Source organism: Lactiplantibacillus paraxiangfangensis, from assembly GCF_036246185.1.
Lineage (GTDB): Bacteria > Bacillota > Bacilli > Lactobacillales > Lactobacillaceae > Lactiplantibacillus > Lactiplantibacillus paraxiangfangensis.
This window is the reverse complement of sequence record NZ_BTPW01000016.1, coordinates 52,190-73,737: the sequence shown is the minus strand read 5'-3', so window position 1 is coordinate 73,737 and position 21,548 is coordinate 52,190. Positions and strand designations below refer to the sequence as shown.

Genomic DNA, 21,548 nt, shown 5'->3' with positions numbered 1-21,548 from the left:
AAAGTTGGTTCAAATTTATTAATTGTTTTCACGAATTGACTTCGCAAATGTTTTTGCTCTTGATACAAGATCAAGAGACCCTACACATTTGATTTGTCGAAACTTTGTTCAGTTTTCAAAGGTCTAATTTGTTACGCTAATTCCTTAACGCAACTTAATTATCATAACATCTTAAGCATTTCATGTCAACGATTAATTTCTCAACCGTGATTAACTTATTTGTTATGGTTGCCATTGCGACAACAGAATATATCATATCAATTTTCGAAATCATTTGCAACAATTTTTTAAATTAATTTGAATTGAATTTCTGTTCCCCGTAACAACAACGTTTACTAATATATCAATTCAGCCTGAAAGTGTCAACGATTTTTTCATTCTTTTTTCAAACGTGACACATCCCCACACTTATCTCTATAATATTAGCCAAAGGAGTGACTTTTCATGTTAGCTTGGCTACCCTTCATCCTAATCACCATTATCTGCGGTTACTTCGCCATGCGCTTATGGCGTTCAACGTCTAACCCCTGGTTACGTTTCAAACGATTAGGTCTGCTCGGATTCATCTGGATCCTGACCGCCTTTTGCTATACGCCAACCGCTTATAACTTCAGCGGTGACATCATCTTACACTATATCCAATGGGGTCCCGTTAAACTCAACCCCGTTCCGTTCCAGCAGCTCGATACCGAATTCTGGTTAAACGTGCTGCTTACCATCCCACTCGGTGCTTTGCTTGGTTGGAATTTTTCCCACTGGTCCTGGCGTCAAATTGTCTTAGCTGGTCTACTTACCGGGCTCTGCCTTGAAAGTGGCCAATTCATTCTTGATTGGCTCGTCCATATCAGTCGCTGGGTCGAAACCGACGACGTCCTTACCAACTGGGCGGGTGTCGTTTTAGGATACACCTCCTATCGCCTGTTTCGTCACGTTCCAGGCTTTAAATGGCTGCAAAATTAAAGAAGTTCTTTCTATAATAGTATGTTTAGCTAATTTCAAAGCTAGTGCTCATCGTCATCAGACTAATCTTTTCGGCATCATAAACATTGTTTCTATATCATATCCAGGTTTCACTTGGCACCCTCAAACTAAAAAGCAACGGAAAACTCAAAACGACTGTCATAGTCGCTAAAGTTTTCCGTTGTTTTCGATTTATCAGTGTAAGCTAACGCTCTGTTTCATTGCTAGCATCCATCATTTGAGTTACTTTTCAAAAAACATGTCAAAGACATGACTCCGGTCCTGGTTCCAAACTTGATTATCGCTCGTTGGGTAGACCCGGTTCGTCAACACGACCATCCCAATTTGCCGATCCAAGTCAAACGCAATCGCCGGACCAGTGTAACCAGTGTGAAAATACTGGTGCTGCCCATCACGTCGTTCCCAACCTAACGTCCGACCATGCTCATCGAACTGGCCTAACCAATCAAACACATTTTCATCTAAAACCCGTTTACCTTGGTATTCGCCAAAGTTTAGCATCATTTCAATGAAAACTGATAGATCCGTCAACGTAGAGAAGAGTCCTGCATGGCCACTCTCACCATTTAACAAGAACGCCTTGTAATCATGAACTTGTCCTTGAATTTGGCCGCGCCGGGGATCGAACTCCGTCGGTACAAACCGAACCTTGGGCCGATTCAAGTTATAACCGGTATTGGTCATCGCCAGTGGGTAGCAAACGTGATCCTGGATGCTCCTTGCTAGTGAGCCATCAACCGTCCGAATGATCCATCCTAACAAAATATAGCCTAAATCAGAATAAAGATACTGTTCGCCCGGTTTACTGAGCAATTTTGATTCATATACCGCACGAATTAAATCTTCGCGGTTCATCTCCGACACATTTTTAATGTCAGCTGGTAAGCCACTATTATGTAGCAATAAGTTTTGAATCGTAATCTCAGGATGCGCAAACCCCGGTAAAAATCTTGCAACCGAATCTTCTAACCGGACTGTATGGTCTGAAAGCAATTGAAAAATCCGCGTCGTCGTTGCAACGACCTTCGTGACTGAAGCCAAGTCATAAATCATCGACGCGTCCAAACCGACTGCAAACTGGTCGTGGCCCTGCTTTCCGTGATAGTACTGGTTAATGCCACGCGGTGTGATCAAGCTAAATGACGCACCATAGATATCGCCCGCCTCAATACAACTATCAATATACTGTTCAATTTTTTCGAGCATAGACGTGCCCCTACCTTTCGTCATTGGACATCCCATAACGGGACGCTTACCGACTTTAATACCCCTTAATGATAACGGACTTCCCCGTAAAATCAATAACTTGCCTTTAAATCGTTGAGTCACTCACAGTATATTGTACTAAATTAAACGATACACAATATGTTCGATATACGAATGGAATATCGCAATTATTTTGAGCCCTATTTTATTTAGGATACTTTACGTTCCGAATTCTATATTTTTCAAGGCTTACAAGTGCCTTGATTCGGGCATTATGAGATAACTTCTCGTTTCTTAATCAAAAAATTATAATTAATCTTCGTGAAAACGTTTACATATTACGCGAATATTGGTATCATTTTAGACATACAAGGATTGCACATAAATTATGGAGGCGACTCAAATGATTACAGTTGATAAAACCGAAACTCCTAAAGCTTGGAAAGGTTTTAAGGGTGGCCATTGGCAAGAAGAAATCAATATCCGTGATTTCATTCAAAATAATTTTACGCAGTACAACGGGGACGAAAGTTTCTTAGCAGGTCCTACGGAAGCAACTAAGATCTTAAATGATAAAGTCTTAGCTTTAAAGAAGAAAGAACGTGAAGCCGGCGGTGTCCTTGACGCTGACACAAGTGTTGTTTCAACCATTACTTCTCATGCACCTGGTTATATTGACAAAGATTTGGAAAAAATCGTTGGTTTGCAAACTGACAAGCCTTTGAAACGTGCATTCATGCCATTTGGTGGTATCCGGATGGCTGATGACGCTTTGAAGTCATACGGTTACAAGCTTGATCCTGAACAAGATAAGATTTTTACCGAATACCGTAAAACTCATAACCAAGGGGTCTTCGATGTTTATACTCCTGAAATGCGTAAAGCACGTCACTACAAGATCATCACTGGTCTTCCAGATGCTTACGCACGTGGCCGGATCATTCCAGACCTTCCACGGGTTGCTGTTTATGGTATCGATCGTTTGATGAAAGACAAAGCTAACGACTTTGAACACATTGGCGACGGTGAATTAACTGATGACGTTATCCGCCTCCGTGAAGAAGTTTCTGACCAATACAGAGCTTTGAAAGACATGAAAGACATGGCTGCAAGCTATGGCTACGACATCAGCCGTCCTGCTGAAACTGCTCAAGAAGCCGTTCAATGGATGTACTTTGGCTACTTAGCAGCTATCAAGACTCAAAACGGTGCCGCAATGTCCGTTGGTCGGATTGATACCACGATGGATATCTTTATCCAACGTGACTTGGAGAACGGCGTCATTGACGAAGCCCAAGCCCAAGAAATTATTGACCAATTCGTTATGAAACTACGGATGGTTCGCTTCATCCGTACTGAAGAATACAACTCACTGTTCTCTGGTGACCCAATCTGGGCAACCTTATCCATGTGTGGATTCGGCTTGGATGGCCGTCATCACGTTACCAAGACCGCTTTCCGGATCTTGAAGACCTTGGATAACATGGGTGCCGCACCAGAACCAAACATCACCATTTTATGGGGCGACCGTCTGCCAGAAGACTTCAAGCGTTATGCAACGCAAGTTTCTATCGACAGTTCAACGATCCAATACGAAAATGATGACTTAATGCGGGTACAATGGGGTACCGACTACTACGGCATTGCTTGCTGTGTTTCTGCACAACCAGTTGCTGATGGTATCCAGTACTTCGGTGCACGGGCAAACTTAGCCAAAGCAATCCTCTACGCCATCAACGGTGGCCGTGATGAAATTGCCGGCGATCAAGTTGGCCCTGCCTACGAACCAATTAAATCAGAATACATCGACTACGATGAATTCATGAAGAAATTTGACAAGCAAATGGACTGGTTAGCTGACACTTACGTTAACTCACTGAACGCTATCCATTACATGCATGACAAGTATTACTACGAAGCTGCTGAATTAGCTTTGAAGGACACCGATCTTAACCGGACCTTCGCTACTGGGATCTCTGGCTTATCACACGCCGCAGACTCACTTTCAGCAATCAAGTACGGCCATGTTAAAGTTATCCGTGACGAACGTGGTATCGCCGTTGACTTCAAAGCCGACAACGACTTCCCTCGCTATGGGAACAACGATGACCGTGCCGATGACATCGCAAAGTGGTTAGTCAAGGAACTCTACACGAAGATGAACACTCATCACCTATATCGTGGTGCTAAACTTTCAACTTCTGTTTTGACCATCACTTCAAACGTTGTTTATGGTAAGAACACTGGGACTACCCCTAACGGCCGTCAAAAAGGCGAACCATTCTCACCAGGTGCTAACCCAGCATACGGCGCTGAAAAGAGCGGTGCTTTAGCTTCACTTCTTTCAACTGCCAAATTACCATATCGTTACGCAACTGACGGGATTTCCAATACCTTTGGTGTAACACCAAACACGTTAGGCCATGATATGGAATCACGTAAGGATACGTTGGTTAACATGTTGGATGGTTACATGACCAATGATGGGATGCACTTGAACATCAATGTCTTCAATAAAGACACCTTAATTGATGCTCAAAAGCACCCAGAAAACTACCCAACCTTGACTGTTCGGGTTTCTGGCTACTGTGTATACTTCGCAGACTTAACCAAGGAACAACAAGACGACGTTATTTCACGTACGTTCTTCGACAAGATGTAATTTAATTAGAAGTTAAGAGGCGAAGGCTCATGGCAAACAGCAAAGTTTCAACAACTGAACAATCGACAAAGGAGCCTTTGATTGGCTACGTCCATTCCATTGAAACGTTCGGGTCAGTTGATGGTCCTGGTATCCGCTACGTGGCATTCTTGCAAGGTTGCCATATGCGCTGTCAGTACTGTCACAACCCTGATACTTGGAAACTCAACGTCGGCGATCAAATGACGGCTGATGAGATTCTGGAAGACGTGCAGAAGTACCGGGCTTTCTGGGGAAAAACTGGTGGACTCACCGTTAGTGGTGGCGAATCACTAGTCCAGATTGACTTCATTCTGGAACTGTTTGAAAAGGCTAAGGCCATGGATATCAGTACTTGTTTGGACACTTCGGGACAACCGTTTACGCGGGAACAACCGTTTTTCGACAAGTTTAAACGTTTGATGGCCGTTACCGATATCTCACTTGTAGATATCAAACACATCAACTCCGCAGAACATAAGAAGTTGACGCAATACGGTAACGAAAATATCCTGGATATGATTCAGTATATGGCCGCACACCATCACGACATGTGGATTCGTCACGTGCTCGTGCCGCAACGGACTGATAATGACAAATATTTAGCTGAACTCGGCGACTATATCGCTAAGATTCCTAATAATGTTGTCCAAAAAGTCGAAGTGCTACCGTACCATACTTTGGGTGTTAAAAAGTACCACGAAATGAAGATCAAGTATCGGCTTGAAGGAATCGAATCACCGACTCCCGACCGGATTGCTAATGCTGAAAAGCTATTGCATACCAAAGACTATACTGGTTACAAGACGTGGATGCCACTTCCAAAGATTTAACTCAAGTCCTTTCATGACTGAGAAGCCGCTGACAATTGTCGGCGGCTTCTTTTTTTGTGTTATTTCAGCTAAAGGTTGAATAGCCCAAAATCACTATTTATGAATTAGCCGCTCCGGCGGGTAGAATTGGGTGCTCTGGGGGACACAGCACACCAACTCTACCCGCCTCCGCTAACAATCTCCCTACTATTGTTATTTTGTCGAATAATCGGAGGTTGTCACTGATGGCATCGGGCGTGAAGGTGGTGTATGTTCGGTATTTCTTTTTTCGAGCTTACGCCACGGACGGTCCGGAACAATTACGCATTTTGTAATTGTTCCGGGCGAAGGGCTAGACCGCTCCTCAGGCTAGCCCTGGTCCCACGACCGTATGTCATCAGCGACAACCGAACTAGGCCCTTCAATTAGCTCAAGGGCTACTACAGCAATATTTAAGCCTAGATATTCAAGCACAAAAAAAGAGCTATACGGTGACGTACTAGCTCTTATGTTTGATATTAATGTAAACCTAACTGCAGCTTCGCTTCTCGGCTCATCATGCTTTCGTTCCAAGCCGGTTCAAACGTGATTTCAACTTCAATCGATTTGACCCCGGGTACCTTCATTAGGGCATCGTGGATGGACCCTGCCAGCCATTCCGTTAAGGGACACCCGACAATCGTCAGGGTCATCGTTACGTTAGCAACCCCTTCAGGACTTAACGTCACGTCGTAAATCAGTCCTAGATTAACGAGATCCACCCCTAGCTCTGGATCAATGACCGTCCCTAATGCTGCGAAGGCTTGTTCTTTAAACGATTGTTCACTCATACTTACCCGTCCCCTCTAAGCGCTTTCAATTATTAGTTTAATTATACCGGTTGCTGACCCAAATTCAACACGTTTATTGCCCCCTTCCCCATTAAAAAGTCGCCTTACAAATTAATTTTAAAAAAAACGGGGTTTAAGGTTGCAAGCGCTTACAAAACCTGTTAGTATACTAAGTGAGGAAAGGAATTAATCCTCTTAGCAAAGCTTCTCAACGTAAAGGGGTTGCCGCTTGAAGTTAGGCAACTGGTTCCACCGTTTGGGTCGTTATCGAAACCGTTTTAAGCGTTGAAATGCGTTATCGGTCTAATGAATGTCGCGAGACACGCACTGGATGGCTGAACGTTAACCCTTGAATAAACGATAACCGCAACAGAATTAATTGGCATTAGCACGACTATCAGATTTTAGCTTTTTAGTTAGAAACAGGTGTCACCAATGACCAGTTGAAAGTTCCATCAGTACCAGTTCCATTGTAGACTCAGGTTCCAAATAGTTTAAACGGAGGTGCATGTCTGTTACGAAGACATTCCTAAGTTTTAAACGCGAGATCGACTTTCGTTAAAACCCGTTTGACGAGTCGCAATCAAGTAAATCTTTACTTTCGATCGACTAAAGCAGATAGATACAATAAATACGGGTTAGTCCGTTAGAAGTTGGACACGCGTAAAATTGAATAGCATGAAGGTGTAACGTATTAAAAACACTGAACAATTATTTCTTGCTAATCAGGATTATTCCTCATAAGTAGGACTCGAGTTGAGAAGCCTTGGGTCCTATTTTTTTGTGTTCTTTTTTGTAATCGTTTACACGCCCCGCTGGAACTCGTATACTTAAAGCATTCAAAACTAGGAGGTTTTTATTTTGAAAACCATTAATTTAGGTCACAGCGGTCTGCAAGCTTCCGCCGTCGCCCTGGGTATCATGCGCATGGATGCCCTGAACGTCGATCAAGCCACTAAAGTGATTGAAACTGCTGTGGACTTAGGTATTAACTACGTTGACTCCGCCGATATTTATGGCGGTGGCAAATCATCTGAAATTTTCGGTGCGGCACTGAAGCAATCTAGCGTTAACCGCGACCAGCTTTACATTCAATCCAAGGGCGGCATCGTCCCTGGCAAACGGTACGACTTCTCTAAAAAACATATCTTAGATGCCGTTAACGGCGAATTAGAACGCTTAGGCGTCGACTATTTAGATAGCTTTCTCCTTCACCGCCCCGACGCTTTAATGGAACCAGAGGACGTCGCAGCTGCCTTTGACGAGCTTCAGGCTAGCGGTAAGGTCCGGCATTTTGGGGTTTCCAACTTTAACCCGGGTCAGGTGGACTTACTTCAATCCGCACTCAATCAGCGGCTGATGATCAACCAACTGCAATTCGGTATCATGCATACGAACGCCATTGACTTCGGATTACACACCAACATGCAAGATGAACGCAGTATCGATCACGACGGTGGCATCATTGAATACGCCCGTTTACACAAGATGACGATTCAAGCTTGGTCCCCTTACCAATACGGAAACTTCGCTGGAATTTTCTTGGACAATCCTAAGTTTCCTAAGTTAAACGCAGCCATGCAGGACCTAGCTGATGAAAAACACACCAGCAAGAGTGCCATCGCAACGGCCTGGATCTTACGACACCCTGCTAAATTCCAAGTTATCTTAGGGACGATGAATCCAACCCACCTCGCTGAAAACGCGGCGGGTGCGGACATCGATTTGACCCGGCAAGAATGGTACGACATTTACTTCGCCGCTGGGAACGATTTGCCTTAAGAGTGGAATAAACTGCCTGTTGGCGCACGTTTCGACCAAAATAGGATACTAAATAATCGTTCAGAAATATCGACTATTTCTGAACGATTATTTAGTATCCCAGATGGATTGTATTTAAGCCAAATAAACCGTTATGAGTAAAGCCCCGCTGCCTAGTAAGCTGAGACCGTAAACGACTAAAATTCCCCATTGATATCCTGCTAGTCGGCGCGTCTGCCGGTACAACCAGCCGTAAAAAATCAACGCACCCAAGCTAATCGGCAACAAAAAGACGCTGCCCAGTACAACTTCAATCCAGTTTCCCGGTACGGTCAAGCCGTAGCCAACTAGTAACAGTGGGCCGATAACTAATAACAAGTTGATCAACCATTCAAATAAGTGATACCGTTCTGCAAACTTCAAATTTAGTCATCCTCACTACTCTGCCGGCCATTATGCGCCCTTGCTAGTCGTTTATTTAATTTTAACGTAAGAAACTAAAATTCCCCAACAATTTAAGTTTTAATATTTCGAATTTCAGTAAAAATGCGCTATCATTAATAGTGTGAGTGTTTAAGCCACAACTAATAACATCTAAAACTACTAACTATCATGACACGTTATCATCAAGGGGAGCCCTGCTATGTCAAAATTCGATATTACACTCATTACTGCCGACCGCGCTAAAGGCATGCTGACTGAGTATAAAGACCAACGTAAAAATTCCGTTCCACATTTAGCGCATCCCGGGCGTTACATATTACCTGATTACAAGTTGACCCGGCGGCGGGCCGCGTTTAAGATCGTCAAACACACCTTCTTAACGCCCCACTATAAGTCATACGTTGCTATGGACTCCGACAACGGTCACACGCTGTGGTTTCACAACTTTGGCTCTCTAACCGAGGCCTTATTTTGGTTAGAGACCGGGTTAAAAATCAGCGATACTGACTCCCACTCCAATTACAAGGAATGGGTGACTAAGCACACTGACGAGATTACTGCTTTTAAAGATCTCCTACGTGAAACTAAAAAGGCCCAACCGAAAAAGAAAAAAGCCAGTCATAAATAAGTAAAAAGCAGGTTACTACTAAATGAGAGCACGTCTCTAATTTAGTAGTAACCTGCTTTTTTATGATTTACTGATTACTGACGCCGGCCGTCAAATAGGTTCCAACGCGACAAGATACTTAATCCTAGTAATACTAAGCCTAAAAGGACCACTTTAAGTGGATTGGTCTCATCGGTTTGTGGGAGTTGTTGCTTAGCCTTCCCCACAGCCGCTGCTTGCGCCGGGTGAATGACCGGCCTAAGTTGTGGTGGTTGTTGCGATAAATGCGTTAGCACCTGCTCACTAGCATTGACCCGACCCGTGACTGCAAGGCGGTCTGCCCGTCCCGTTATTCCGCTGAGTCCCATCAGAAGGCCCATTGTTGCCACGATGCCAGTCACTAATTTCGTCAATTGCTTCATCATTAAAAGTCCCCTTTTATTAACAGAATTTTGATTCAACTGCCCTTAAAAAGTTGTTACTTAGTATGATGCTTAAACTGCCAGTGTGGGGTACTAACCGTCCGCCACAACTTTAGTATATAAAATCAATGTAAAACTTGTGCCATGCTTTAGTAAATATCCGTTAAAAAGCTAGTAAACATTAACGTTTTGAGATCAGATACAAAAAGTGTGAGGCAAAACTGAAAAAGCCATTCAGAAATATTAACTTTCTGAATGGCTTTCCTGATTATTATGGTCGAAACGTGTGACAAAAGGCAAACTGACCGCCTTTTGCCCCACTCTCTTGAATTTTATTTTTAATTAATCTGTTTCTTGCGCTGACTTCCGGGATGCACGCCGTTCACGCGCGTAGTCCGAATTGGTCGAGATTTCAACGTCACGAGCCAACCGCTTGCGCCGAGCCAATTCAGCCGCCTTGGCATTCGCCTTAGCTGCTTCCTTGACCGGATCCGTCGTTAAGTCGTGATGAATCGAATATAGCAAGATAAGCGCAACAATTGTCAGTGGGAACCCAGACATCGCACAAATCGCCTGAATTGATTCAAAGCCACCGACCGTCACTAACCCTAATGAGAACAAGAGGAAGATAACGACCCAGCTCATCCGGTTAAAACGACTTGGTTGTTGACCAGGTGCCAACTGCTTACTAGTAAATGACGACGTGATGAAGGCGAACGACGAAACCGTCGTGGCCAAGAACACGAAACATGATAGGCAGTACAAAGCTAACATGATCATCTTCAACGGCAAGGTCGATAAGACCGCTGCAATCACGGCCGCTTGTCCCTGCGTATTTAAGATGTGAACCAAGTTAACCGCACCCGTCCGTTGTAAGAACAAGGCGTAGCCACCTAAGACCGCGTAAAAGCTGACACAGCCTAGGGAGCCCCATAGCAGCATTCCACCTAAGACCTGACGAATTGTCCGGCCACGTGAAATCCGTGCAATGAACAGCCCCATAACGGGCATAAATGATAACCACCAGCCCCAATAGAAGATGGTCTGGCGTTGCATGGCCGTCGCATGACCATTAGGTGCCGTGTTCGTGCTTAAGCTGACAAACTTATTGATAAACAATCCGATACTGTTAGTTTCGGAGTTTAAGATGTATAAGGTTGGGCCTACGACTAAAACTAGGACTAAGAAACCAATGGCTAACCAAATATGGGCTGAGCTCAACCGGCCGATCCCCTTTTTCAAACCATTGAAGACGGCGACCGCGAAGATCACAAATAATAAGGCAAATAAGCCTAACTTTAAGCCCATGTTATCAGGAATCCCCGTTGCCGTACTGAGGACTTTAGAAATGACCGGAATTTCCATCCCGACGGACGTCCCGACACCACCCATGATCCCGATGATGACTAAGAGGTCAATGGTATTTCGAGCGATGCGCTTAACCATACCAGGGCCTGCTAAAACAGTAATAGCCGCACTCAAGCGTTGAACCTTGACGTGCTTGACGTACATCGCATAGGCAATCGCAATGGTTGCGGGTGCAAACATCATCCACGCCATGGGGCCCCAGTTAAATTGGCCTAACATGTGCGCGTAATTATACGCTGAAGTTGAGAATGGCTTAACGCCAAAGGAAGGGCTTTGTAGGTAACGTAACGGATCGACGATACTTAGCATTAAAATGCTGGCATCGATCCCGGTCGCGTAAACCATACTACCCCAATGGAACGTTGAAAATTCGGGTTTGTCCTTGGGATCGCCTAACTTGGTCTTCCCAAGTTTGCTGAATCCTAAGTAAATAAAGAAAAGAAAAGTAATGACGTATACTGACATGTATAACCAACTCATGTTGTTCGTTAACCAGTTCAAGATCCCGGTTAAACTCGTTTCTAATGAGTGACCACCTCTCAACAAAATGATTGAAGCCACCGCAAAGAGACCAATTGTTGGTAAATAAACCCACCAATCAATATTCTTACTTTTTAAAATAATAAACCTGCTACTGAATATATACTCTCTATATATCAATATAATTCGTGGTTCTCCCTACCTATGTATCCCGGTAGTCCCCACGCGTAAATTTCCGACTAGCAATCGGTACATTCCCTCGAGTTACTCCTCGAAGCACTCAGTACCCTGACTGAATCAGGTTTAATCGGCTTTGCCATCTGAACTCTGTTTGTGCTAACTCAAAATCAGTAGCAGAATTTCCTTCTTTCCGTTGGTTGAGTTCCGATAACGCCATACTGAAAATTGTATGATTAATTGCATAATCGCGTTGGTGTTGATCTATATTTTAGCGCTGATTAGTGTTTCTAATTGTGTTCGTCTCCGTTATCGAGTCGATCACGCTGACACACCACGTAACGATTAATGGTTACATTTATCTTGCTAATGGATAACCCCCTTGATGCATCAGATAAACAATTCCGCTTTGCCGTCACGCCCAGCAAGTTTAAAATGACGTTCCGTGGTACAAAAAAACACGCGACAAGGGTAACGGATTACCACCTGTACAGCGCGCCTGGGCTTATACAAATGCTGATTTCAGTATTTTTTCTGATATCTGATGTTCATGTATAAGTATACTAGTATTATATTAGAAGTAAAATGAATGACTTGACAGCGCTTCATCCCTAACATCATAGGGATAAGACTGCTTTTAAGGCCGAAAAAGCGGCTTTTTTTCAGAAAATAGTCATAATTTTTCGAAACCATTAGTTTTTTATTTAGAATCATTCTTAACTGTTGATTTTATTTATTTAAATGTTATGCTTACATCTAGAATAACGAAATCGGTTTCAATAAGCAATAAGGAGGGGTTACGATGCGACATTACTACAAATTAACACTTACTGTCAGTGTCGGAATCATTGCGTTAATTTTACAGTTTGGCTTTCATCAACAACTTGCCGCTCAGCTGATCATCACTTTGTGGGGATCACTAATGGCACTATCAATGTTAGTCGAAATGATCAAAACACTCCGGTCAGGTAAATACGGCGTGGACCTGCTAGCTATTACTGCCATCGTAGCCACTTTAGCCGTCAGTGAATACTGGGCCGGGCTAGTGGTCCTGATCATGTTGACGGGTGGTGACTCCTTAGAAGATTACGCCGCCAAACGGGCCAACACCGAACTGAAGGCCCTGCTTGATAATTCACCCCGGACCGCCCACCGCCTCGTTAACGAAAAGTTGACGGATATTGCGGTCGAAGATGCGACGGTCGGTGACCAGTTAGTCGTTAAACCCGGGGAGCTCGTCCCAGTTGACGGTCACTTAATTCAAGGGACTGCGCTCTTTGACGAATCTTCCTTAACTGGGGAATCAAAGCCCGTTGAAAAAAACGTTGGTGACGACGTCATGTCCGGTGCCGTTAACGGTGATAACGCCGTTACAATGGTCGTCGACAAGTTGGCCATTGATAGTCAATACCAACAGTTAGTTAAATTGGTTAAAGAATCCGAATCCCGGCCCGCAAAGTTCGTTCGCTTGGCTGATCGCTACGCCGTGCCGTTTACGCTGGTCGCCTACGTCATTGCCGGGATCGCCTGGATCATGAGTGGCGACCCCCACCGCTTCGCAGAAGTACTCGTTGTGGCTTCACCGTGTCCGTTGATTTTAGCGGCGCCGGTCGCCCTCGTTTCTGGGATGAGTCGTACTAGCCGGAACGGGATCGTGGTTAAGACTGGGGACATGCTCGAAAAAATGTCGACGGCAAAGACCGCGGCCTTCGATAAAACGGGGACCATTACTAGCGGGCAACTGGCCGTTAACCAGATTGTGCCTCAAGCTGATTTTACCGCGGAACAAATTTTACACTTAGCCGCTAGTGCGGAACAAAACTCCAGTCATATTTTAGCCCGGTCACTGGTCAAGTACGTCAGTGACGCACCCCTGAGTCCAGCCACGAGTCTGGAAGAAGTCACCGGTAACGGGATCACCGCAACCGTTGATGGCTACGAAGTTAAAGTTGGTAAGTTAAAGTTCGTTGACCCCAACACTCAGCACCAGTCGCTGGCGCAAACCGCGATTTATGTCGCCATTAACGACGTCTACGCCGGTTACGTGACCTTCATCGATAACGTCCGTCCTGAAGCTGCGGATACGCTTAAAGCGCTCCACGCGGAAGGCGTTAAAAATGTCATGATGTTGACCGGTGACCAACAAGTTATCGCCGACAACATCGCGGAAAAAGTCGGGATTGATACGGTCGCAGCCGACTTACTTCCCGCCGATAAAATCAAACATTTAAAGAACGTTCCGGCAGCCGAACGTCCCGTCATCATGGTTGGCGACGGGGTCAACGACGCACCGTCCCTCGCCGTTGCCGACGTTGGGATTGCGATGGGCGCCCACGGTTCAACGGCCGCCAGTGAATCCGCTGACGTCGTTATCTTAAAAGATGACCTGAGCCGAGTCGTCACGGCCATCCAGATTGCTAAGGATACGATGCAAGTTGCCAAGCAAGCCGTCTGGATTGGGATCGCCATCTGTACGATTTTGATGCTAATTGCCAGCACCGGGATTATTCCCGCACTGTTTGGCGCGATGCTGCAAGAAGTTGTCGACACGGTCTCGATTCTTTGGGCCTTACGGGCATTACGGGACCGCTCAGGATCAAACGTTAAACCCGTTGGCTCAACTGAAACGCGTCAAAGTTAACTAAGGATGTGAATTTAATTTATGCCACAATTACCCGAATGGGTGCTTCGGTGGTCACAGAGCGCGTTAACGTTCATTGTGGTCCTAACCCTCGTATCCGTTTTCCTATTACAAATTCCGCTTAAAGAAACGATTCTTGTCGATTTTGCCTACATGCTCCTTACCCTACCAGCTGCTTGGTACCGGGAACATCATAAAGCGTAAAAAAAGTGATCAGTTTTGAGAACAATCTCGAAACTGATCACTTTTTATTTCTAGCTCAGAGTTGAAAAATCACGTCTATATTTGGACATTATCACATCAACATAGTCCGGTCGTCGCTGATAACATACGGTCGTGGGACCGGGTCAAGCCTGAAGAACGTCTTGACCCTCGCCCGGAACATTTGCAAAAAGCGCAATTGTCCCGGACCGTCCGTGGAGTAAAGCCGGCAAAAAAGCGCCGGTTTAACACCACCTTCACGACCGATGCTATCAGTGACAACCTCTGGCTATGCTACAAAATTCTAGGTTAAAACACGCGTATTTAGCGAAGTCGGGTAGAGTCGGTGTGCTGTGTCGGCAACATTGGCCGGCGGTTCTTAGCCGACGAATGTTGCGGGGCAATTCAAAGACGTGGGCTATCGGCTTTGAATTGAGGCCCCAGACCGCACCATGGCTGGGACCATCCCCCATAGCACCCAATTCTACCCGACGGAGCGGCAGATCAACCTTTTTAGGTTTTAATTGGATTACTCAGTCTTTAATCTCGACCGGCGTAAAATCAAACTGATCATAATCGAACAGGCCCCGCGCCGTTAACTTTAAAGTTGGAATTACGGGTAACGTCAAAAATGACAACGTAATGAAGGGGTCAAATTCAATCGGCTGGTCGCAAATCTGGTTGTAAGCTGCCTTAATCTCAGTTAGCTGTTGTGCCGCTACTTGATAAGGTTCAGCTGACAATAAACCGCCAACTGCCAATGGCATGTCCGCACAGACTTGCTGGTCATCACTAACTGCAATCCCACCGTTTGTCCGGGTAATTTGTGCGACAGCTCGCAGGATCGCCAAATCAGACGTGCCGACAGCGACAATGTTGTGTGCATCGTGCGCAATCGTCCCCGCGACGGCCCCGTGCTTTAATTTAAACCCGTGGACCAGCCCGACGCCGACCTTCCCAGTATTACGATGTCGTTCAATCACAACCATCTTCAAAATATCTTGATCTAGGTCCGCTTCAAAGTTAGCCGTGGGTGTGACCTGTTTAACCAAATGATCCGTTTCAATATGATTGGGTTGTACCCCAATGACGTTGACCCGACCACTAGTTAAAGGCAATTGTAGGTCTTTTAATGACGCGTGTTGATGAACCCGGGTCGCAGTAAATGGTAAGGGCTGAGTCGCTGGTTGGGCTTCCGACACCCACTGGCCATTTTTCATCGTCTTAGCAATCATCACTTCATTCGGATCGTCCAAAACAACTAAGTCCGCAACCTTGCCAGCCGTTAAACTCCCCCGGTCCGTTAACCGGTGTGCGACCGCCGCGTTCAAACTCGCCAACGTATAGGCCAAGGCGGGACGCATCCCGTTGCCAATCGCCAGCTTAACGTTATAATCGATCGACCCTTCCACCATCAAATCACTGATGGTCTTATCATCGGTACAAAAGGCAAACCGACTAGCATTCGCTTCATTAACTGCACCCATCGTTGCGAGAACGTCCCGTTCAACGGTGCCTTCCCGCAAAAATACGAACATCCCAGCTTTAACCCGGTCCAGCGCCTCGGTAACCGTCATACATTCATGGTCAGTATCCAAGCCCGCATTGACCATCACATTGAGTTGATGTGGATTTAAGCCAGCCGCGTGACCATCAGCGTGATAGCCATACGCGTAGGCATCGCGAATCTTCGCCGTAATATCTGCATCCCCACGTTCAACAGCACCGTAATCCATCACTTCGGCTAAGCCGTGAACACCCGGCTGACCGTATAATGGCCGCAAATCCGCGGCGTGCAAAGTGGCCCCATTATCATCAAACGGTACACATGGCACCGACGACGGTAACATGAAGAAAACGTCTAACGGGGTCTGTTTGGCATCATCAATCAAATACTGGATACCCGCCACGCCAGCGACGTTCGCCAATTCGTGCGGGTCAGTCGCAATGGCCGTAACACCGTGTTGTAACAAGACTTGTCCCAACTCACTCGGTGCCACCATTGAGCTTTCCATATGGACGTGCGCGTCGATCATCCCAGGAATGATCCACTGGCCGCTAGCGTCCACCGTTTGTTGCGCGTGGTACGGTTCATCCTTTAAATTACTGATGACCTTCCCATCCTTGATCCATAAGCTCGTTGCTTCAAATTCACGGGTAAACGTATTTAAGACCTGCGCCCCGGTAATGACCATATCAACTGTTTTCATCACTATTTTCTCCTTCTGCCTATTGGAGAAAGCAAACGGGCCCGTACGGCAAAAAGAGCAGCTGTACGGACCCCGTCGACTCAATTCGCTTATAGTCCAGCATTTACGGTGCTGGGTAGAAACTCGCCATCCTTATCACGGCATTATATAGGCAATTTGTTTTGGTTTTAAGTTGTCGCTTACCTTACCAGAATTTTTTTATAAATGCAACTTCAATTTCTACTACCATTTTGGCGATTAATGTTCTCACCCGCCCCTGATTAGGCTAAAATTAAAGTATATAAATAATGATAATTAAATAGCTATAATAGGAGCTGATTTTTTATGATGATGATGAACAATCCAACCATGTTGTCCTATATTCGCCGGGAACAGTCGGTGCTGGGTAACATTGTTGCTGCGTATCCTGAACAAATCACACGGGCCTTGGCAAACGTCCCCCGGTCACAACACTGGTTAATCTTGGCAACGGCGTCCAGTCGCAATGCCGCTAACACCGCCCGGCTGTACATGCAAAAGATTGCGGGCATCCACGTGAACGTGCTGGCCACCGACCAGTACCTCACTTATGAAACCGCCGATCAAGACGTTGATGTCATCGTTGCGGTCTCCTTGACCGGTGACGATGAAACAACCTTGGCCGCCCTTAAAAAGGCCCACGCGGCAAGTCAGGCCTACACAATTGCCGTAACGGCCCAACCAGATTCCGAGTTAGCTGGCCAGTGTGACGCCACTTGTGACCTACTGACTGGGAAAGAAACAATTCCTTACATCACACTGAGTTTTCAAGCTATCGTTTTGACCCTCATGTTACTTGGCCTGCGTAGTGCCGCCAATCAGGGGCGTTTAACTGAGTTGGAAGCCAACCAAGAACTCGATGACTTTAGCCTCATTATTGAAAAGATGAACTATACCGTTCAGCAGGCCAACGACTTCTACCGTAAATTTACGATCGACTTCACTAACGCACCGGAATTCACGGCGATTGGCGCTAGCGTTTTAGATGGGACGTTGGCCGAGATGCAAACCAAGTTCACGGAAATCATGCGGGTGCCATCACGCGGGTACACCCTGGCCCAATTTACTAAGGGCGGTTATTTGGGGGCCCATGAAGCCCACCGTCAATTTTACGTTGAGCTCACGACTGATCCCACCGTCATGGCGCAACTACAAGCGGTCAAAGACTATGAATCCCGGCTGACGCCCCACATTTATACCATCAGTTTAACCGGGGAAACACCCACTTCAAAGGATGAACAGACGTTACAACTAACAGCCGTAGAAGACCCTTACAAAGCGCCACTACTTGCCATCATTCCGTTCCAAGTGTTGGCCTGGTTCATTGCAAAATCAAAAGGAATCAACCTAAATCATCCGATTTTTACAGATTTCCATGACCAAATCAAAATCGCTGAAAAGTAACCATTGGCTATTTAATGGCCCAAAAAGCTAGTACCAAACTAAAAAATCCGTTCAGAAATAGTGGATATTTCTGAACGGATTTTTCGATATATTATGATCAATTAATTGATTTCTGCGGCTTGAACACCCTTCTTGGCTTTAGCAGATTTTTCTTGGCCAAGGTGTGCAATCCCGATACCGGTAAAGCCACTGATAACGGAAATAACTGGGCAAAGTAGGCTGAAGAAGGCGAATGGTAAGTAGTCAACCGTTGGAACGCCTAACGTCGTGGCTAAGAACACACCACCAACACCCCAAGGAACTAAGTAGTTGATGACGGTCCCGCCATCTTCTAAGACCCGTCCTAAGGCTTGGCCAGCTAAGCCACCATCATTGAAGGCTTTTCGAAAGGCCCGTCCTGGTAAAATAATGGATAGGAACTGTTCACCGACAAAGACGTTAACACCGATACAAGTTAAAATTCCGGCTAGAATAAGTTTACCATCACTATTTAAATGCTTGGCAATTGGTGCCATGACTTGGTTGATTAAACCAAATTTAACGAGTAACCCCCCAAGGGATAACGTGACAATAATCAAGGCGACCATGCTCATCATGCTGACAATGCCACCCCGTGAAAGTAAGGTGTCAACGCTCGTGTTACCAGTCTTAGAAACAAATCCAGTATTAATAATTGCGGTTAACTTAGTCATCGTAATCTTTGGTTGTTCAAATAAAATCAAACCAGCAGAGACAAAGATGTTCAGTAACATGGTTGGAATGGCTGGCATTTTAAATGCGGCACAGACAAAGACTAAGATGATTGGTAATAAGGCCAGGGCAGAAACGTTGAAGTTACCGTTCAAAACGGCAACCGTTTGATTGATTTTAGCTAAGCTGGTGCTGGCGTTATTATGACCTAAAATGGCAAATAAGATTAATGAAATTGCGCCGGCTGGAACGGTACTCCACATAATATGCTTGATGTGGGCGAACAGGTCCGTGTCAACGACGGCGGAAGCTAAGTTATTCGTTTCAGATAATGGGGATAGCTTGTCGCCAAAAATTCCACCACTAATAATGGCACCGGCAACGAGGGCTGGATTCAAGTTCATGGTCACGCCCATTCCGAAGAAGGCGATCCCGACCGTTGAAGTTACCGTAAAGGCACTCCCAACAGCCGTTCCGACTAAGGTACAAACGATGAAGACGGATGGTAAGAACCACTGGATGTTAATTAGTTTGAAACCAATAACCATTAAAGTTGGAATGGTCCCAGCGGCGATCCAAGTTGAGATCATCGCACCGATTAGAATGAAAATAAAGATGGGAACAATCCCCTTATCGATACCTTCCTTGATGCCGGCGTTAACGGCTGGCCAAGGAAAGCCCCGAAACATCGCCCAAGCAGTGACAACGCCCATTGCTAATAGGACCGGCACTTGTGGTGATAAGTGGAACCCAATGACACCTAAACTCATAATTCCTAAAACAACTAACAAGACGATTGCTGCTTCTAACGTGCTAACTTTAGGTGTGTTTTCCGTATCTTTTGTTTTTTTCATATTAAAACTCCTCTTTTGACTGAATAAGTATCAAACAACTTCATTCAGTACTAATATCGAGCAAGTCCGCCGCATCGCTTCATTTCCATCCTCGTCATCCTCTTCTCTCATCATTTTTAATCGCATTCCAATAAAAAAATCGCCCCCGCTGTTCATTAAGAACAACAGGGACGATTAGACTAGTCGCGGTACCACCCAGGTTGCGTTTGGGTCCACTGATCCAATACGCCACTCACTAGAAGATAACGGTTCTAGTTATTACCCGTCCAACTGAAACTCGGTTACCGTATTTCAACTACAATTCCTGATCGGTTCGCAGCAACCACCGACTTCCTGACACTCAGAATTGCACCTACTTGATGTAACGTTTAACGTTCGTTTATTAACTTGTGTCTAACAATACCATCATCATTTCTAATCGTCAAGTCATTATTTTAATCTTTTTGCCATAAACTGATTTAAGACCATCAAAAGAGTCCGATAAAGCCCAAAAACCCGTTCAGAAATATCGAATATTTCTGAACGGGTTTTCCCATTATGATGGTTGAAACGTGGGATGAAAGGCAATTTGCTCCGCTTAACCCGACACCAGCAATCATTCCAAGCCCAGGAATAATCACTGATGCCACGTTAATGCTCACAAACTAACCGCCTTTCGTCCCACTCTTAAATTACCAAAGAAATTCAATCATTGATTGTGCGACCTTCGGATTTTGATTTAACGCACAGTGGGCCGCGTGCGCCCCACTATAAAATTCTTCGTGGTAGCCCGCAAGTCGATCCCGCAATAGGTAGCTGACCGATCGTGCAGACGCCACCCCAACGTAGCCGTCGTTGTTATAACCGTTATTGGTATCCCCGACCACGTTGAGCAATTGAACGTTCTTAGGGAAATTATTGCGATACTTTAGCATTTCCGAAAAATGGCGCGTAAACCGAACCGGCTTAGCAGCAAGCTGCTTAACGCGCCCTTCCGTTTCTGCGTTTAAATACCCCGTCAGTCCATCAAACGGTCCGGCAATCGTGACGACCTTGTTCAACGTCGGCAAGCGGTGATCATGCCCATACTTTAGCGCTTGGTTCACAATATCGTTCGAACCGAGTGAGTGGCCCACCGCGTTGTACCGGGTTACGCCATACTTAGACTTAAGCTGAACCAATACCTGGTGCAACCAGTAAACCTGTGTTTTTTGTGAAGCGTGGCTATCTTGAAAGACAATTTGGACCATCGGGTTTTTCATTGATTTTTCCCAGTAGCCTTTAAAGCCCATGACGCCATTTTTATAAACGTGCACGACCAATGCCTTTTGCGCCGCACCGGCTTTTTCTGCCTTATTAATTAAATAATTTGTAGAATACGCCCCACCATTATAGCCGTGTAAAAACACGGTCGCCGTATCAGATTTCTGATACTGGTTACGCAACGTTTTCGCACGCTGGGGGACTAATTGACTCGTCACTTTTGTAATCTTAGTACTCCCGCCACCGGCACCAATCAGTACCACGGTTGCACCAATCACGAAAGCGAGGAGCAAAAATTGAATGACTATTCGAACTCGTTTTACCAAACTAACCGTACCCTTCATTATGTCTAACATGATTCATTTTACCCGTTTGATTGAAAATAACAATTAATCGTTTTGGCCTTTTTCATTTAAATCGTGACACTTAATTATTTTCGATCCTAAAATCGTATTAATATTCTTTTCCCACCAAGACCACTATAATTAGAATGATGGTTAGTTGATTGAACTAGCCGTGA

16 protein-coding genes and 1 riboswitch are annotated in these 21,548 nt (G+C 45.3%); of the genes, 8 read left to right on the top strand and 8 right to left on the bottom strand.

Features of this window, described 5'->3' with window-relative positions; translation table 11 throughout:
* Positions 1–444: 444 nt before the first annotated feature.
* A complete protein-coding gene (locus AAA939_RS10030; RefSeq protein ID WP_338207870.1) occupies positions 445–960 on the top strand; it encodes a VanZ family protein in 516 nt (171 codons plus the stop codon).
* A 243-nt stretch (positions 961–1,203) separates the two neighbouring features.
* Here the strand turns inward: AAA939_RS10030 and AAA939_RS10025 are convergent, their stop codons facing one another.
* Positions 1,204–2,187 carry a serine hydrolase domain-containing protein gene (locus AAA939_RS10025; RefSeq protein ID WP_338207869.1) on the bottom strand — a complete coding sequence of 328 codons (984 nt, stop codon included), beginning with the start codon at positions 2,185–2,187 and terminating at the stop codon, positions 1,204–1,206.
* Positions 2,188–2,590: 403 nt separating this feature from the next.
* Between AAA939_RS10025 and pflB the strand changes: the two genes are divergently transcribed.
* Positions 2,591–4,849, top strand: a complete 2,259-nt coding sequence (pflB, locus tag AAA939_RS10020; RefSeq protein ID WP_338207868.1) for a formate C-acetyltransferase — start codon at positions 2,591–2,593, stop codon at positions 4,847–4,849.
* A gap of 29 nt (positions 4,850–4,878) precedes the next feature.
* On the top strand, positions 4,879–5,700 hold the full coding sequence (gene pflA / locus AAA939_RS10015; protein WP_338207867.1) for a pyruvate formate-lyase-activating protein: 822 nt from the start codon (positions 4,879–4,881) through the stop codon (positions 5,698–5,700).
* A gap of 497 nt (positions 5,701–6,197) precedes the next feature.
* On the opposite strand, the gene AAA939_RS10010 is transcribed toward pflA, so the two are convergent.
* A complete protein-coding gene (locus AAA939_RS10010; protein WP_057705441.1) occupies positions 6,198–6,509 on the bottom strand; it encodes a metal-sulfur cluster assembly factor in 312 nt (103 codons plus the stop codon).
* An 861-nt stretch (positions 6,510–7,370) separates the two neighbouring features.
* On the opposite strand from AAA939_RS10010, the gene AAA939_RS10005 reads away from it, so the two are divergent.
* Positions 7,371–8,291 carry an aldo/keto reductase gene (locus AAA939_RS10005; RefSeq protein ID WP_338207866.1) on the top strand — a complete coding sequence of 307 codons (921 nt, stop codon included), beginning with the start codon at positions 7,371–7,373 and terminating at the stop codon, positions 8,289–8,291.
* 114 nt (positions 8,292–8,405) lie between these two features.
* Here AAA939_RS10005 and AAA939_RS10000 read toward each other — a convergent pair whose 3' ends face one another.
* Positions 8,406–8,693, bottom strand: a complete 288-nt coding sequence (locus tag AAA939_RS10000) for a hypothetical protein (RefSeq protein WP_338207865.1) — start codon at positions 8,691–8,693, stop codon at positions 8,406–8,408.
* A 220-nt stretch (positions 8,694–8,913) separates the two neighbouring features.
* Between AAA939_RS10000 and AAA939_RS09995 the strand changes: the two genes are divergently transcribed.
* On the top strand, positions 8,914–9,342 hold the full coding sequence (locus AAA939_RS09995) for a hypothetical protein (RefSeq protein WP_338207864.1): 429 nt from the start codon (positions 8,914–8,916) through the stop codon (positions 9,340–9,342).
* Positions 9,343–9,416: 74 nt separating this feature from the next.
* Here the strand turns inward: AAA939_RS09995 and AAA939_RS09990 are convergent, their stop codons facing one another.
* Positions 9,417–9,746 carry an LPXTG cell wall anchor domain-containing protein gene (locus tag AAA939_RS09990; protein ID WP_338207863.1) on the bottom strand — a complete coding sequence of 110 codons (330 nt, stop codon included), beginning with the start codon at positions 9,744–9,746 and terminating at the stop codon, positions 9,417–9,419.
* 339 nt (positions 9,747–10,085) lie between these two features.
* A complete protein-coding gene (locus AAA939_RS09985) occupies positions 10,086–11,753 on the bottom strand; it encodes a BCCT family transporter (RefSeq protein WP_338207883.1) in 1,668 nt (555 codons plus the stop codon).
* An 817-nt stretch (positions 11,754–12,570) separates the two neighbouring features.
* Between AAA939_RS09985 and AAA939_RS09980 the strand changes: the two genes are divergently transcribed.
* Both AAA939_RS09980 and AAA939_RS09975 read left to right on the top strand, forming a co-directional pair.
* A complete protein-coding gene (locus AAA939_RS09980) occupies positions 12,571–14,409 on the top strand; it encodes a heavy metal translocating P-type ATPase (protein ID WP_338207862.1) in 1,839 nt (612 codons plus the stop codon).
* Positions 14,410–14,430: 21 nt separating this feature from the next.
* Complete coding sequence (locus AAA939_RS09975) at positions 14,431–14,613, top strand: hypothetical protein (RefSeq protein WP_057705452.1); 183 nt, start codon at positions 14,431–14,433, stop codon at positions 14,611–14,613.
* A gap of 530 nt (positions 14,614–15,143) precedes the next feature.
* Here AAA939_RS09975 and ade read toward each other — a convergent pair.
* Positions 15,144–16,823, bottom strand: coding sequence for an adenine deaminase (gene ade, locus AAA939_RS09970; RefSeq protein WP_338207861.1), 1,680 nt, complete (start codon positions 16,821–16,823; stop codon positions 15,144–15,146).
* A 69-nt stretch (positions 16,824–16,892) separates the two neighbouring features.
* Positions 16,893–16,991, bottom strand: a riboswitch (purine riboswitch).
* Between the two features lie 153 nt (positions 16,992–17,144).
* Here ade and AAA939_RS09965 point away from each other — a divergent pair.
* Positions 17,145–18,242, top strand: a complete 1,098-nt coding sequence (locus tag AAA939_RS09965) for an SIS domain-containing protein (RefSeq protein ID WP_420914907.1) — start codon at positions 17,145–17,147, stop codon at positions 18,240–18,242.
* A gap of 101 nt (positions 18,243–18,343) precedes the next feature.
* Here AAA939_RS09965 and nhaC read toward each other — a convergent pair whose 3' ends face one another.
* Both nhaC and AAA939_RS09955 read right to left on the bottom strand, forming a co-directional pair.
* Positions 18,344–19,786, bottom strand: a complete 1,443-nt coding sequence (gene nhaC / locus AAA939_RS09960) for a Na+/H+ antiporter NhaC (protein ID WP_338207860.1) — start codon at positions 19,784–19,786, stop codon at positions 18,344–18,346.
* A 671-nt stretch (positions 19,787–20,457) separates the two neighbouring features.
* Complete coding sequence (locus AAA939_RS09955) at positions 20,458–21,354, bottom strand: alpha/beta hydrolase (RefSeq protein WP_338230866.1); 897 nt, start codon at positions 21,352–21,354, stop codon at positions 20,458–20,460.
* Between the last annotated feature and the right edge of the window lie 194 nt (positions 21,355–21,548).